Annotated in this window: 9 protein-coding genes and 1 tRNA gene; all 10 read left to right on the top strand. The window is 62.9% G+C overall.

All coding sequences use genetic code 11. The annotated features are described in order from the left end of the window. The coding region (locus EK16_RS12575; RefSeq protein WP_081910107.1) for an EF-Tu C-terminal domain-related protein at window positions 1–95 on the top strand (95 nt) is incomplete at its 5' end. 54 nt (window positions 96–149) lie between these two features. Further along, a tRNA-Trp gene (locus EK16_RS00490) sits at window positions 150–225 on the top strand. Between the two features lie 473 nt (window positions 226–698). Further along, entirely contained in the window at window positions 699–899 is a 201-nt protein-coding gene (gene secE, locus EK16_RS00485; protein WP_038033556.1) for a preprotein translocase subunit SecE, read from the top strand. A 106-nt stretch (window positions 900–1,005) separates the two neighbouring features. Further along, complete coding sequence (gene nusG, locus EK16_RS00480) at window positions 1,006–1,545, top strand: transcription termination/antitermination protein NusG (RefSeq protein ID WP_038033533.1); 540 nt, start codon at window positions 1,006–1,008, stop codon at window positions 1,543–1,545. A 182-nt stretch (window positions 1,546–1,727) separates the two neighbouring features. Next, window positions 1,728–2,156 (top strand): 50S ribosomal protein L11, encoded by a 429-nt coding sequence (rplK, locus tag EK16_RS00475; protein ID WP_038033532.1) that lies wholly within the window; start codon window positions 1,728–1,730, stop codon window positions 2,154–2,156. A 5-nt stretch (window positions 2,157–2,161) separates the two neighbouring features. Next, window positions 2,162–2,857, top strand: coding sequence for a 50S ribosomal protein L1 (rplA, locus tag EK16_RS00470; RefSeq protein ID WP_038033530.1), 696 nt, complete (start codon window positions 2,162–2,164; stop codon window positions 2,855–2,857). Window positions 2,858–3,533: 676 nt separating this feature from the next. Continuing rightward, window positions 3,534–4,052 (top strand): 50S ribosomal protein L10, encoded by a 519-nt coding sequence (gene rplJ / locus EK16_RS00465; RefSeq protein ID WP_038033527.1) that lies wholly within the window; start codon window positions 3,534–3,536, stop codon window positions 4,050–4,052. A gap of 106 nt (window positions 4,053–4,158) precedes the next feature. Continuing rightward, complete coding sequence (gene rplL / locus EK16_RS00460; RefSeq protein WP_038033525.1) at window positions 4,159–4,536, top strand: 50S ribosomal protein L7/L12; 378 nt, start codon at window positions 4,159–4,161, stop codon at window positions 4,534–4,536. 412 nt (window positions 4,537–4,948) lie between these two features. Next, window positions 4,949–9,082: a DNA-directed RNA polymerase subunit beta gene (gene rpoB, locus EK16_RS00455; protein ID WP_038033523.1), complete on the top strand. Its 4,134-nt coding sequence runs from the start codon at window positions 4,949–4,951 to the stop codon at window positions 9,080–9,082. Window positions 9,083–9,399: 317 nt separating this feature from the next. Further along, entirely contained in the window at window positions 9,400–13,674 is a 4,275-nt protein-coding gene (rpoC, locus tag EK16_RS00450; protein ID WP_051928704.1) for a DNA-directed RNA polymerase subunit beta', read from the top strand. Window positions 13,675–14,768 lie beyond the last annotated feature (1,094 nt).

The following is a 14,768-nucleotide window of genomic DNA, read 5'->3' as shown; positions in this document are numbered from 1 at the left end:
TTGCGCCGATCGCCATGGAGGAGCGCCTGCGCTTCGCCATCCGCGAGGGCGGCCGCACCGTCGGCGCCGGCGTCGTCTCCGAAATCATCGAGTAAAGGTCTTGCGCGGCGGACGTGATTCGCTATCCTGTCCGCCGCGCGAGATCCTGCAGGGGTGTAGCTCAGTTGGTAGAGCAGCGGTCTCCAAAACCGCAGGTCGGGGGTTCGAGTCCCTCCGCCCCTGCCATTTCCTTCTCTTCCGCACCCTGGGCTCGCGTCTGATCGTGCAGGCTAATGGTCAAGGGGCAGAGCCCGGGCGAGGGCTCGGATGAAGCGCCTGGGCAAGGCGCTCGCATCCTGAAAGCGCAGGCCTTCACGGAGGCTCTTGCCATGGCGCGGGCTTTCGGCTAGGTTGCGCGCAAACGAGCCGGTCCGTCTTGTTGACGCGTCCCGCATCACACGAGATGTGTCTGCGGGGCGCCGGTTTTTGTGTCTGGCAAGTGTCTGATTCGTCAGGGAAATCCGGCTTGAATGGCGCTTGCCGGCGCGCCGGGGCGGCAACAGGGCGGACGATAGCGGCGGCAGAATCGAAAAGGCGACGGAATCTTTAAGGCGGGCGGCCTGAAGTTCGAGGGTGCGGCAGGAGGTTTCAGGCGGGCCGGACCGGAACGGGGCGGCCGGGCTTTGATGTGAAGGATGCAGGGAGGCTCGGTTCAGGGCATGGCGGCCAAGGCGTTCAATCCTTTCCAGTTCATTCGCGAGGTGCGGCAGGAAATGGCCAAGGTGACCTGGCCCAGCCGCAACGAGACCATCATCACCACCGTCATGGTGTTGCTGATGGTGGCGCTGACGGCCCTGTTCTTCTTCGTGGTCGACGCCATCCTGCACAAGGTGGTGCAATTCGTCATTTACGGACAGTGAGGCTCATTGCGCGCCCGGGCGCCGCGGGGCAGGCATCGCGCTTCGCCTTTGGCAGCGGTCAGGGTGTTTTCAGGGTTCTTGTCACGACAGGCGGGATTTCCGATCCATGGCTAAGCGCTGGTACATCGTGCACACCTACTCCAACTTCGAGGAAAAGGTGGCCGAAGAGATCCGGCATCAGGCGGAGACGCGCGGGCTTGCGCATCTGTTCGAGGAAGTGCTGGTGCCCACCGAGGAAGTGGTGGAGGTGCGCCGCGGGCGCAAGGTGAAGACGAAGCGGCGGTTCTTCCCCGGCTATGTGCTGGTGAAGATGGACATGACCGACCAGGCCTTCCATCTGATCAAGAACACGCCCTATGTCACCGGCTTTCTCGGTTCCGATCGCGGCAACAAGCCCATTCCCATCTCCGAGGAGGAGGCCAACCGCATCCTCGGTCTGGTCAAGGAGGGGGTGGAGAAGCCAAAGACCACCGTCTCCTTCGAGATCGGCGAGCCGGTGAAGGTGATCGACGGGCCGTTTGCCTCCTTCGAGGGGGTGGTGGAAGAGGTCGATCCCGATCGCGGACGGCTGAAGGTGGCGGTTTCCATCTTCGGGCGCGAAACGCCGGTGGATCTGGAATTCGGTCAGGTGGAGAAGAAATCCTGACCGTAGCCGGGCCGGCGGCGGGATGATCGCCGGTTGCAGGCCCGGTGATTTTGAGAGGCGTGGGAGGCTTTCCGGAAAGGGATGCGCCATCGCTCTTTTCGGAGCCGCACCACGGAACTTCAATCGCGGCGGCTGTTCGTTCGTCTGAGCGGGCGCCGTCGCCATGAAGGGAAAGAGGAACGATGGCCAAGAAAATCGAAGGCTACCTGAAGATGCAGGTGCCGGCGGGGCAGGCCAATCCCTCGCCGCCCATCGGTCCGGCGCTGGGTCAGCGCGGCCTGAACATCATGGAGTTCTGCAAGGCCTTCAATGCGGCGACGCAGAACATGGAGCAGGGCGCGCCAATCCCGGTGGTGGTGACCATCTACCAGGACAAGTCGTTCACTTTCGAGATGAAGACGCCGCCGGCCTCCTGGTATCTGAAGAAGGCCGCCGGCATCGACAAGGGCTCGCAGGAGCCCGGCCGCAATCTCGTCGGCAAGGTGACGAAGGCGCAGATCCGCGAGATCGCCGAGGCGAAGATGAAGGATCTCAACGCCCGCGATCTGGACGCGGCCATGCGCATCATCGAAGGGTCGGCCCGCTCCATGGGCCTGGAAATCGTGGAGTGAGGGCCATGGCAAAGCACGGGAAGCGTCTGCGCAAGATCTACGAGAAGGTGGACCGGCGCAAGGTCTACAGCCTTGATGAGGCCATCAAGCTCCTGAAGGAGACGGCTTCGGCGAAGTTCGACGAGACGGTGGAAGTGGCCATGAACCTCGGCGTTGATCCGCGCCATGCCGATCAGATGGTGCGTGGCGTGGTGCAGCTGCCGGCCGGCACCGGCAAGGAGATGCGGGTGGCGGTCTTCGCCAAGGGCGAGAAGGCCGAGGAGGCCAAGGCCGCCGGTGCGGACATCGTCGGCGCGGAGGACCTCGTGGAGAAGGTTCAGAACGGCGAGATCGATTTCGATCGCGCCATCGCCACGCCGGACATGATGCCGCTGGTGGGCCGGCTCGGCAAGATCCTGGGCCCGCGCGGCCTGATGCCGAACCCGAAGGTGGGTACGGTGACGCCCAACGTGGCCGAGGCGGTGAAGGCCGCGAAGGCGGGCTCGGTGGAGTTCCGCGTGGAGAAGGCCGGCATCGTGCACGCGGGCGTGGGCAAGGTCAGCTTCGACGAGGACAAGATCGCCGAGAACGTCAAGGCCTTCGTCGATGCCGTGATCAAGGCCAAGCCGGAAGGGGCCAAGGGCACTTATGTGAAGAAGGTCTCCCTGTCCTCCACCATGGGGCCGGGGCTGCAGGTGGATCTGGCCTCGATCACCGGCTGAGGCATTGTGTTGATGTGGAGCATGAAAGACTGGCGATAAGGCATTGATCTTTCAGCTCCATGAGTAACTGATGGTTTGGCGGGGAAATCTCGCGGAACCATCCAGGAAGAATTCCTTCCGCTGCTGGCGTCCTTGGCCTGACAGGGCAGGCGCTGGCGGCGGAAGGTGGGTCCTGTCCGAGACTGCAGGTGCGCCTGATCTGTCTGGGTTTATCGGCGCGGCGATCGCTCGATGAACACACCGGAAGGCTGACGGAAAGGGCGCTTAAACGGCAAAGACCGGGGTTCGGCCTGACTTCAGGTGATGCCGGATTTTCCCCTGAAACTTTGCCGGCCTGCACGAGATGGGGTCAAAACGGATGTGTCTCCCTTGTCGCGTTTGCGCCGGCCGGTGTGGCGGCCGGGAAAGCGTGAGGGGAGGGCGCAGCCCGAAAAGGCGTGGGCTGTCGCGCATGTCCGGTTTGAACCGGGAACGAAGGCGCATGATGCGGTTTCGTTCCGAGATGCTCGCGGACAGGCCAGAAATGCCGTGACCGGCTCTTTTCGGGTCCTGGCCTGTCCGGCGGCGATGCCGGCAGCGCCGGGGCGGATGCGAAGAGGCCGGCGCGGCGTGTCCAACCGGGGTTCCCGGACCGAGAGGTTTCGACCGTTCGGGGATCACTGAGAGGAGAGAGCAAGTGGAGAGAGCCAAGAAACGTGAAGTGGTCGCCTTCCTGCGGGAGGTCTTCGCAACGAAGCCTGCCGTGGTGGTGGCCCACAATCTCGGCCTGACGGTCGCGGAGATCACCGATCTTCGCAACCGCATGTACGAGGCGGGCGGCTCCGTGAAGGTGGCCAAGAACCGCCTTGCCAAGCTTGCTCTGAAAGGCACGCCGAAGGAGGCTCTGGCCGATCTGCTGCAGGGGCCGACGGTGCTCTTCTATTCGGACGACCCGGTGGTCGCGCCGAAGATCGTCGTCGAGTTCGCCAAGAAGAACGAGAAGCTCGTTATTCTTGGCGGTGCCCTGGAAGCGTCCGTGCTCGATGAGCAGGGCGTGAAGGCTCTGGCCGAGCTGCCGTCGCTGGACGAGCTGCGGGCGAAGCTCATCGGCCTCATTCAGGCCCCGGCCCAGAAGCTGGCCAGCGTGGCGCAGGCGCCGGCGGGTCAGCTGGCCCGGGTGCTCAAGGCGCGTGCCGAACAGGAGCAGGCTGCCTGAGGCCATCAGGCAGATACGACACGCGAAGGGCTTTCCGGCGCGGCGCCGGAGGCCGGATGAAACGAAACTACGGGTTCAAACCGGAAACGTGTGAGGAAAACGAACGATGGCTGATCTGGAGAAGATTGTTGAGGAGCTGTCCTCCCTGACCGTTCTTGAGGCCGCCGAGCTGGCCAAGATGCTCGAGGAGAAGTGGGGCGTGTCCGCGGCGGCGCCGGTGGCGGTGGCCGCGGTGGCCGGCGCTGCGGCCGGCGGCGAGGCCGGTGGCGAGGAGAAGACCGAGTTCGACGTGGTGCTCGTCAACCACGGCGACAAGAAGATCAACGTCATCAAGGAAGTGCGCGCCATCACCGGCCTGGGCCTGAAGGAGGCCAAGGAGCTGGTGGAGAAGGGCGGCACCGTCAAGGAAGGCGTCTCCAAGGAGGAGGCCGAGGAGATCAAGAAGAAGCTCGAGGAGGCTGGCGCCACCGTCGAGGTCAAGTAATCCATGGCCATCCGGGTCCGGAACGCCGGTTTTGCGCATGCAGCCGGTGTTCCGGACACCAGGCTTCTTCGCCCATGTGGCGGCGCTGAGGCGGCTTAAAAGGATCGCGGCGCGGCCCGGGGCAGCGATGATGATGCGGCAGGCAGGCGCAATGATCGCCTGATGACACGGGCAGGTGCTCACGCAACGGCACGATGGGACGTAACTTTCATCAGACGGCTTTCCACTCTTCCCGCCCCAGCCGGCGGGAGGGGCGGCAAGCCGTCCTCTTGGCATTGGCGGCCTGTGTGCATCCGTTCAGCAATTATGCTGACGGAGCGGGCCGCAGCGGCGGGCGGCTGATGCATGCCGCACAAAAAGACGCAGCAGGGCGAACACTCACATCTTGACGTCGATCACACAGGGAAACGACATGTCGCAGTCCACGACGCAGTCCATGACCCGACTGAAGCGCATCCGCAAGAATTTCGGCCGCATCCGCGAGGTGGCCGACATGCCGAACCTCATCGAGGTTCAGCGCGAATCCTATGATCAGTTCCTGCAGATGGACGTTCCGCCCGAGGAACGCAAGGACGTGGGCCTGCAGGCCGTGTTCAAGTCGGTGTTTCCGATCACCGACTATTCCGGCCAGGCGATGATGGAATTCGTCCGTTACGAATTCGAGCCGCCCAAGTATGACGTCGAGGAATGCCAGCAGCGGGGCATGACCTATGCCGCGCCGCTGAAAGTGACGCTGCGCCTGATCGTCTTCGAGATCGATCCGGACACGGAGGCGAAGTCGGTCAAGGACATCAAGGAGCAGGACGTCTACATGGGCGACATCCCGCTGATGACGCCCAACGGCACCTTCATCATCAACGGCACCGAGCGCGTCATCGTTTCGCAGATGCATCGCTCGCCGGGCGTGTTCTTTGATCACGACAAGGGCAAGACCCACGCTTCCGGCAAGCTGCTGTTTGCGGCGCGCATCATTCCCTATCGCGGCTCCTGGCTCGATTTCGAATTCGACGCCAAGGACATCATCCATGTGCGCATCGACCGGCGCCGCAAGCTCCCCGTCACCACGCTGCTTTATGCCCTGGGCATGGATGGCGAGGAGATCCTGCATTACTTCTATGACACGATCACCCTGAAGTGGGACGAGAAGAAGAAGGGCTGGCGCACGCCCTTCAAACCCGACCGCTTCAAGGGCTTGAAGCCCAAGCATGACCTCATCGATGCCGATACCGGCGAGGTGGTGTTCAAGGCCGGGCAGAAGATCACGCCGCGGCGGGCGCGCAAGGCGGCGGAAGAGGGCTTGAAGGAGCTTCTGCTGACGGATGAGGATCTCACCGGCGAATTCCTCGCCGATGAGCTGGTCAACCCCAAGACTGGCGAGATCTATGGCGAGGCCGGCGAGGAGCTCAACCCTGAGCGGCTGCAGCAGCTGAGGGAGGCGGGCTTCAAGGAGATCCGCATTCTCGACATCGATCACGTCAACACCGGCGCCTACATCCGCAACACGCTCAAGGCCGACAAGGTGGAGAACTACGAGCAGGCGCTCCTGGAGATCTACCGCGTGCTGCGCCCGGGCGAGCCGCCGACCCGCGAGGCGGCGGAGGCGTTGTTCCATTCGCTGTTCTTCGATCCGGAGCGCTATGATCTTTCCGCGGTGGGCCGCGTGAAGATGAACATGCGGCTGGGGCTGGATGTGCCGGATGATGTGCGCGTGCTGCGCAAGGAGGACATCCTGGCCGTGGTCAAGACCCTGCATGAGCTGCGCGACGGCCATGGCGAGATCGATGATATCGACAACCTCTCCAACCGCCGCGTGCGCTCCGTGGGCGAGCTGATGGAGAATCAGTATCGCGTGGGCCTGGTGCGCATGGAGCGCGCCATCAAGGAGCGGATGAGCGCGGTGGATATCGACACGGTGATGCCGCACGATCTCATCAACGCCAAGCCGGCGGCGGCGGCCGTGCGCGAGTTCTTCGGATCCTCGCAGCTGTCGCAGTTCATGGACCAGACCAACCCGCTGTCCGAGATCACGCACAAGCGGCGTCTCTCGGCCCTGGGTCCGGGTGGCCTGACGCGCGAGCGCGCGGGCTTTGAGGTGCGCGACGTGCATCCCACCCATTACGGCCGCATCTGCCCGATCGAGACGCCGGAAGGCCCGAACATCGGTCTGATCAACTCGCTGGCCACCTTCGCGCGGGTGAACAAGTACGGCTTCATCGAAACGCCCTACCGCAAAGTGGTGGACGGCAAGGTGACCGATGAGGTCGTCTACATGACGGCCATGGAGGAAAGCCGCTATCACATCGCCCAGGCCAACGTGAAGACCGACAAGGACGGCCGCATCATCGAGGAGATGGTGCCGGTGCGCCACAAGGGCGATGTGACCATGGTGCCGTCCTCCATGGTGGAGTTCTGCGACGTGAGCCCGAAGCAGATCGTGTCGGTGGCGGCCTCGCTCATTCCGTTCCTGGAAAACGACGACGCCAACCGCGCGCTAATGGGCTCCAACATGCAGCGGCAGGCGGTGCCGCTTCTGAAGGCTTCGGCCCCGCTGGTGGGCACCGGCATGGAAGCGCGCGTGGCGCGGGATTCCGGCGCGGCGGTTATCGCCAAGCGCTCCGGCATCGTCGATCAGGTGGACGCACGGCGCATCGTCATCCGCGCCACGGAGGAGACCGACCCGACCAAGCCGGGCGTGGACATTTACAACCTGCGCAAGTTCCAGCGCTCCAACCAGGACACCTGCATCAACCAGCGGCCGCTGGTGAACAAGGGCGATTACGTGAAGGCCGGCGACATCATTGCCGATGGGCCTTCCACGGATCTGGGCGAGCTGGCGCTTGGCCAGAACGTGCTTGTCGCCTTCATGCCCTGGAACGGCTACAACTTCGAGGACTCCATCCTGCTGTCCGAGCGCATCGTGAAGGATGACGTCTATACCTCGATCCACATCGAGGAATTCGACACGATGGCGCGGGACACCAAGCTGGGGCCGGAGGAGATCACGCGCGACATTCCCAACGTCGGCGAGGAGGCGCTGAAGAACCTGGACGAAGCCGGCATCGTCTACATCGGTGCCGAGGTGAAGCCGGGTGACATCCTCGTCGGCAAGGTCACGCCGAAGGGCGAAAGCCCGATGACGCCGGAGGAGAAGCTTCTGCGCGCCATCTTCGGCGAGAAGGCGGCGGATGTGCGCGATACATCCTTGCGCGTGCCGCCGGGTGTTTCGGGCACGGTGGTGGAAGTGCGCGTGTTCAACCGCCATGGCGTGGAGAAGGATGAGCGCGCGCTGGCCATTGAGCGCGAGGAGATCGAGCGCCTGGCCCGCGACCGTGATGATGAGCTGAACATCCTCAACCGCAACACCTATACGCGGCTGAAGGAATTCCTCATCGGCAAGGAGGCGGTGAGCGGGCCGAAGGGCCACAAGGTGAAGGGCGAGATCACCGAGGAGGTGCTGGAGGCCATTCCGCAGTCCAAGTGGTGGGACATCGCCCTGGCCGACGGCAATGCCACCGCCGAGCTGGAGGCCATGCGCCGCCAGTATGAGGATTCGCGCAAGCGGCTGGAGGAGCGTTTCCTCGACAAGGTGGAGAAGCTGCAGCGCGGTGATGAGCTGCCGCCCGGCGTGATGAAGATGGTCAAGGTCTTTGTGGCCATCAAGCGCAAGATCCAGCCGGGTGACAAGATGGCCGGCCGTCACGGCAACAAGGGCGTGGTCTCGCGCATTCTGCCGGAGGAGGACATGCCGTTCCTCGAGGACGGCACGCCGGTGGACATCGTGCTCAATCCTCTGGGCGTGCCCTCGCGCATGAACGTGGGCCAGATCCTGGAGACGCATCTGGGCTGGGCCGCGGAAGGCCTGGGCAAGAAGATCGCCGCCCTGCTGGATCAGTGGAACGCCGAGCACAGGGAGGAGGCGATCAAGGCCCTGCGCGAGCAGCTTCTCGACATTTACGAGAACCCGGAGGAGCAGGAGCAGATCCGCAACGCCTCCGATGACGAGCTCATCGAGATGGCCAAGCTTTTGCGCAACGGCGTGCCGATGGCCTCGCCGGTGTTCGACGGCGCCAAGGAGGAAGATATCAACCGCATGCTGGAAAAGGCGGGCCTGGATACCACCGGGCAGGTCACCCTCTATGACGGGCGCACCGGCGAGCCCTTCGACCGGCCGGTGACGGTGGGCCGCATCTACATGCTTAAGCTGCACCACCTGGTGGACGACAAGATCCACGCCCGCTCCATCGGCCCGTACTCGCTGGTCACGCAGCAGCCGCTGGGCGGCAAGGCGCAGTTTGGCGGCCAGCGCTTTGGCGAGATGGAGGTGTGGGCGCTGGAGGCCTATGGCGCGGCCTACACGCTGCAGGAGATGCTCACGGTCAAGTCCGACGACGTGGCCGGGCGCACGAAGGTCTACGAGGCCATCGTGCGCGGCGACGACACCTTCGAGGCCGGCATTCCGGAGAGCTTCAACGTGCTGGTCAAGGAGATGCGTTCGCTCGGCCTGGATGTGGAGCTCGTCTCCGAGCGCGAGGAGGAGAAATCCTGACACCCGCACAGGGCCTGGCGCCTTCTCCCTTGAGCCCTGACGGGGAAGGGAGAGCGCTTGGAAGCACCGGGGCCTTCGCGGGAAGTAGCAAGTGTGGCGCAAGGATCATGACGCGAAAGCCGGGCAGGGCAAAAATGAATGCCCTGTCCGGCCGGTGCCAAAAATGAAAACGGCCGATCCGGGTTATCGGTGAGTGTTGCGGCCGGCTGATGACGGCACCGGTACTGAGGCTTGGGATCTAAAAAGATGATGATTGAGGCCCGCAGGGGCGCTAAGGGGCGCCGGAGATGACGGGCCAGCTTGGGAGAGCAAGTGCGATGCACCAGGAAGTGATGAACCTCTTCAACCCCGGCGGACAGCCCGAACAGTTCGATGCCATCCGCATCGGCATCGCATCGCCGGAGAAGATCCTCTCCTGGTCCTACGGCGAGGTGAAAAAGCCGGAGACCATCAATTACCGCACCTTCAAGCCGGAGCGCGACGGCCTGTTCTGCGCGCGCATCTTCGGTCCGGTGAAGGACTACGAATGCTTGTGCGGCAAGTACAAGCGGATGAAATACAAGGGCATCATCTGCGAGAAGTGCGGCGTGGAGGTGACCCTGTCCAAGGTGCGGCGCGAGCGCATGGGCCACATTGAGCTTGCCGCTCCGGTGGCGCACATCTGGTTCCTGAAGTCGCTGCCCAGCCGCATCGGCCTGATGCTCGACATGATGCTCAAGGATATTGAGCGCGTGCTCTATTTCGAGAGCTACGTGGTGATCGAGCCGGGCATGACCCATTTCGACAAGGGGCAGCTGATTTCCGAGGAGGAATACCTCGACGCCCAGGAGAAATACGGGCCGGACGCCTTCACCGCCGGCATCGGCGCGGAGGCCATCCGCGACATGCTGGCCGCCATCGATCTGGAGAAGCTGCGGGATGAGCTGAAGCAGCAGATCGCGGAATCGAAGTCCGACATCATCACTAAGAAGCTGGCCAAAAGGCTGAAGGTGGTGGAGGCCTTCATCCATTCCGGCAACCGGCCCGAGTGGATGATCATGACGGTGATCCCGGTGATCCCGCCGGAGCTCAGGCCGCTGGTGCCGCTGGATGGCGGGCGCTTCGCCACCTCCGATCTCAACGATCTCTACCGCCGCGTGATCAACCGCAACAACCGCTTGAAGCGGCTGATCGAGCTGAAGGCGCCGGACATCATCATCCGCAATGAGAAGCGCATGCTGCAGGAGGCGGTGGACGCCCTGTTTGACAACGGGCGCCGCGGCCGGGTGATCACCGGCGCCAACAAGCGGCCGCTGAAGTCGCTCGCCGACATGCTGAAGGGCAAGCAGGGCCGCTTCCGCCAGAACCTGCTGGGCAAGCGCGTGGACTACTCCGGCCGTTCGGTGATCGTGGTGGGCCCGGAGCTGAAGCTGCATCAGTGCGGCCTGCCCAAGAAGATGGCGCTGGAGCTGTTCAAGCCCTTCATCTACTCGCAGCTGGAGAAGAAGGGGCTGGCGGCGACGGTGAAGCAGGCCAAGAAGATGGTCGAGCGCGAAAAGCCCGAGGTGTGGGACGTGCTCGATCAGGTGATCCGCGAGCACCCCGTGCTGCTCAACCGCGCGCCGACGCTGCATCGCCTGGGCATTCAGGCCTTCGAGCCGGTGCTGATCGAGGGCAAGGCCATTCAGCTGCATCCGCTGGTGTGCGCGGCCTTCAACGCCGACTTCGACGGCGACCAGATGGCGGTGCACGTGCCGCTGTCGCTTGAGGCGCAGCTTGAGGCGCGGGTGCTGATGATGTCCACCAACAACATCCTGCACCCGGCCAACGGTTCGCCGATCATCGTGCCGTCGCAGGACATCGTGCTGGGCCTCTATTATCTCTCGCAGGTGCGCAAGAACGAGCCCGGCGAGGGCATGGCCTTCTCGTCCATGGCCGAGATCGAGCATGCGCTGGAGACCGGCGCGGTGACCCTGCATGCCAAGATCAAGGCCCGCTTCACCGAGGTGGACGAAGAAGGCAACGAGGTCACCAAGATCTATGAGACGACGCCGGGCCGCATGAAGATCGGCGAGCTGCTGCCGAAGAAGCCGGGCATTACGCTGGATCTGTGCAACAAGCTGCTCACCAAGAAGGAAATCTCGAAGATGATCGATGCCGTCTACCGCCATTGCGGTCAGAAGGACACGGTCATCTTCTGCGACCGCATCATGGGCCTTGGCTTCTCCTATGCCTGCAAGGCGGGCATCTCCTTCGGCAAGGACGACATGGTCGTGCCGGATACCAAGGAGAAGCTCGTTGAGGAGACCCGCAAGCTGGTCAAGGAATACGAGCAGCAGTACATCGACGGCCTCATCACCCAGGGCGAGAAGTACAACAAGGTGGTGGACGCCTGGGCGAAGTGCACCGACAAGGTGGCCGAGGAGATGATGACCCGCATCTCCGCGGTGCAGATCGATGAGGAGACCGGCCGGGAGAAGCCCATCAACTCCATCTACATGATGGCCCATTCCGGCGCCCGCGGCTCGCCCGCGCAGATGAAGCAGCTGGCCGGCATGCGTGGCCTGATGGCCAAGCCCTCCGGCGAGATCATCGAGACGCCGATCATCTCCAACTTCAAGGAGGGCTTGAGCGTGCTGGAGTACTTCAACTCCACGCACGGCGCCCGCAAGGGCCTGGCCGACACCGCGCTGAAGACGGCCAACTCCGGCTATCTCACCCGTCGTCTCGTCGATGTGGCGCAGGACTGCATCGTGCTGGAGGAGGACTGCGGCACCGAGGCCTCGATCACGGCGCGGCCGGTGATCGAATCCGGCGAGGTGACCGTCTCGCTGGGCGAGCGCGTGCTGGGGCGCACGGCGGCGGAGGATGTGGTCGATCCCAAGACCGGCGAGGTCATCGTCAAGAAGAACGAGGAGATCGACGAGGAGGCGGTGGCCAAGATCGATGCCGCCAACATCCAGGAGATCCGCATCCGCTCCGTGCTCACCTGCGAGACGCCCTATGGCGTGTGCGCCAAGTGCTATGGCCGCGATCTTGCCCGCGGCACGCCGGTGAACCTGGGCGAGGCGGTGGGTGTGATCGCCGCGCAGTCCATCGGCGAGCCGGGCACGCAGCTGACCATGCGCACCTTCCACATCGGCGGCACGGCGCAGGTGGTCTCCGAGAGCTTCATCGAGGCCAACTATGACGGCACCGTGAAGCTCATCAACGAGAACACCGCCGTGAACTCCAACGGCGATGTGATCATCATGGGCCGCAACATGCAGCTCGCCATCGTGGATGAGCATGGCAACGAGCGGGCCATTCACAAGCTGCCCTTCGGCGGCAAGCTGCTGGTGAAGGACGGCGAGGCCATCAAGCGCGGCACCAAGCTGGCCGAGTGGGATCCGCACACGCGGCCCATCCTCACCGAGGCCGAGGGCATCGTCGATTTCGAGGATGTGGTGGAGGGCGTGTCCGTTCACGAGGTGACGGACGAATCCACCGGTATCACCAAGCGCGTGGTCATCGACTGGCGCTCCACACCGCGCGGCGCCAAGCTGAAGCCGGCCATCGTCATCAAGGACGAGGACGGCAATGTGAAGAAGCTCAAGCGCGGCGGCGAGGCGCGCTATCTGCTCTCGGTGGATGCGGTGCTGAACGTCTCGCCCGGGGACAAGGTCAAGGCGGGCGATACGCTGGCGCGCATCCCGCTGGAGAGCGCCAAGACGCGCGACATCACCGGCGGTCTGCCGCGGGTGGCGGAGCTGTTCGAGGCGCGCCGGCCCAAGGATCACGCCATTATCGCCGAGGTCACGGGGCGGGTGGAATTCGGCCGCGACTACAAGAACAAGCGGCGCATCCGCATCGTGCCGCTGGATCCCAACGAGGAGCCGGTGGAATACCTCATCCCGAAGGGCAAGCACCTGCAGGTGCAGGAAGGCGATATCATCGAGAAGGGTGAATACCTGCTCGATGGCCATCCGGCGCCGCAGGACATCCTGGCCATCAAGGGCGTGGAGGAGCTGGCGCTCTACCTGATCAACGAGATCCAGGAGGTCTATCGCCTGCAGGGCGTGACGATCAACGACAAGCACATCGAGGTGATCGTGCGCCAGATGCTGCAGAAGGTGGAGATCACCGATCCGGGCGATACCGACTTCCTGGTCGGCGAACAGGTGGACCGCTGGGAGCTGCAGGAGATCAACGAGAAGCTGGAGAAGGAGGGCAAGAAGCCGGCGCAAGCCAATCCTGTGCTTCTCGGCATCACCAAGGCCTCACTGCAGACGCGCTCCTTCATCTCGGCGGCCTCCTTCCAGGAGACTACCCGCGTGCTTACGGAAGCGGCCGTGCAGGGCAAGGTGGACCGCCTAGAGGGCTTAAAGGAGAACGTGATCGTCGGGCGGCTGATTCCCGCCGGCACCGGCGGCATGATCCGGCGCTTCCGCCAGATCGCGGAGAAGCGCGATCGCCTCATCCTCGAGGAGAAGCGCAAGGCCGCGGAGAAGCGGGCGCAGGAGCTGGCCGCGGCGGAGGCGGCGGCCCTGCCTCCGGCGGAGACGCCGGCATCCGATGCCGAGGCACAAGGCGGCGCCGGCGACACTGCCGAGGCCGGATCCGAGGAGTCTTAAGCCGCCGTGTGATGATACAGGCCTGGCCCCGTGGCCGGATCAGTGCCCGAAGGGTCAGCCGCAAACCATGCGAACCAATGGGAAGCGGGCCGAAGCAGGCATGTTTCGGCCCGCTCTCTTTTTTGCGTGAATGAACCCGCCGTCGCACATCAATTCAGGCAGCGTGATGTTGCTGTTAAATCGGCTGAGAAGAAAATACCTTCCATGAACATACTACACGACACAACGTTGCCATCTTTCTCGTCACCCCGGCGAAAGCCCATGCCTGTCCAAGCAAATTCAGGAAGCGTGCTGTTGACGCCAAATCGACCGAGGAAAAAAGACTTTCCATGAGCTAGGGGGTTGTTGTTTAACTCATTGATAAATCACAAGAAAACGTCATTGCCGGGCCTTGTCCCGGCAATCCAGGGCCAGGAATGAGGTGTTTTTGGTGGGCGGTGGTGCTCACCAACAAGCTTGATCTGAACCGTATGCTTTTTGAAAGGAAGTTCCTCTCTGAGGATAGAGCCCGGTAGAACCGTTCTTGACTGCCATCACCATATGCTTAAACCGCCCCTGGATACCCGGGACAAGCCCGGGTATGACGCAAGTAGTTGATACTCAAAACAAAAATAACAACCGCCCAAGTTTGGGCAAGGGGGAAAGAATGCCTAGATAAAGGCATCTGCGTAGCATGTGACTAATCACGCTCTTCGTAGCGGAAATCATTCGCAACACACAAATCAATTTAATTGGACACCTATGGGCGAAAGCCGGGGTCTCAGGTCGCAAACTCATGCATTTGTGGCCTGAGATACCGGCTTTCGCCGGTATGACGGTATAAGTGTCGTGTAGTGTGGGCAGGGGGGTGACAAAATGCGTAACGTCTTGAAATAAAGACTATTTTGTGGCAAGAAGTTATATAAGAAGAAGAGTAGTGTGCCCGAATCAGCCGAAAATGGCTGGGGGGTGACGAAACACCCCGAAAGGCTCTTTGAAATCAGTGGGATACAGAGAGGGAGGCGCAGTTTCCCGTGCGCATGGGCCTCATTGAGACTTTGGAGGAAAGAGCTAAAAAGATCTCTGGGTGCTAGGCGCAGTTTCCCGTGCGCACG

It is taken from the genome of Thermopetrobacter sp. TC1, assembly GCF_000746275.1.
Classification (GTDB): domain Bacteria; phylum Pseudomonadota; class Alphaproteobacteria; order Rhizobiales; family Aestuariivirgaceae; genus Thermopetrobacter.
This window is presented reverse-complemented; position numbering and strand designations above follow the sequence as displayed.

Coding starts and splice junctions, on each gene's coding strand:
- secE (WP_038033556.1), top strand. CDS start 699: ATGGCGGCCAAGGCGTTCAATCCTTTCCAGTTCATTCGCGAGGTGCGG.
- nusG (WP_038033533.1), top strand. CDS start 1,006: ATGGCTAAGCGCTGGTACATCGTGCACACCTACTCCAACTTCGAGGAA.
- rplK (WP_038033532.1), top strand. CDS start 1,728: ATGGCCAAGAAAATCGAAGGCTACCTGAAGATGCAGGTGCCGGCGGGG.
- rplA (WP_038033530.1), top strand. CDS start 2,162: ATGGCAAAGCACGGGAAGCGTCTGCGCAAGATCTACGAGAAGGTGGAC.
- rplL (WP_038033525.1), top strand. CDS start 4,159: ATGGCTGATCTGGAGAAGATTGTTGAGGAGCTGTCCTCCCTGACCGTT.
- rpoB (WP_038033523.1), top strand. CDS start 4,949: ATGTCGCAGTCCACGACGCAGTCCATGACCCGACTGAAGCGCATCCGC.
- rpoC (WP_051928704.1), top strand. CDS start 9,400: ATGCACCAGGAAGTGATGAACCTCTTCAACCCCGGCGGACAGCCCGAA.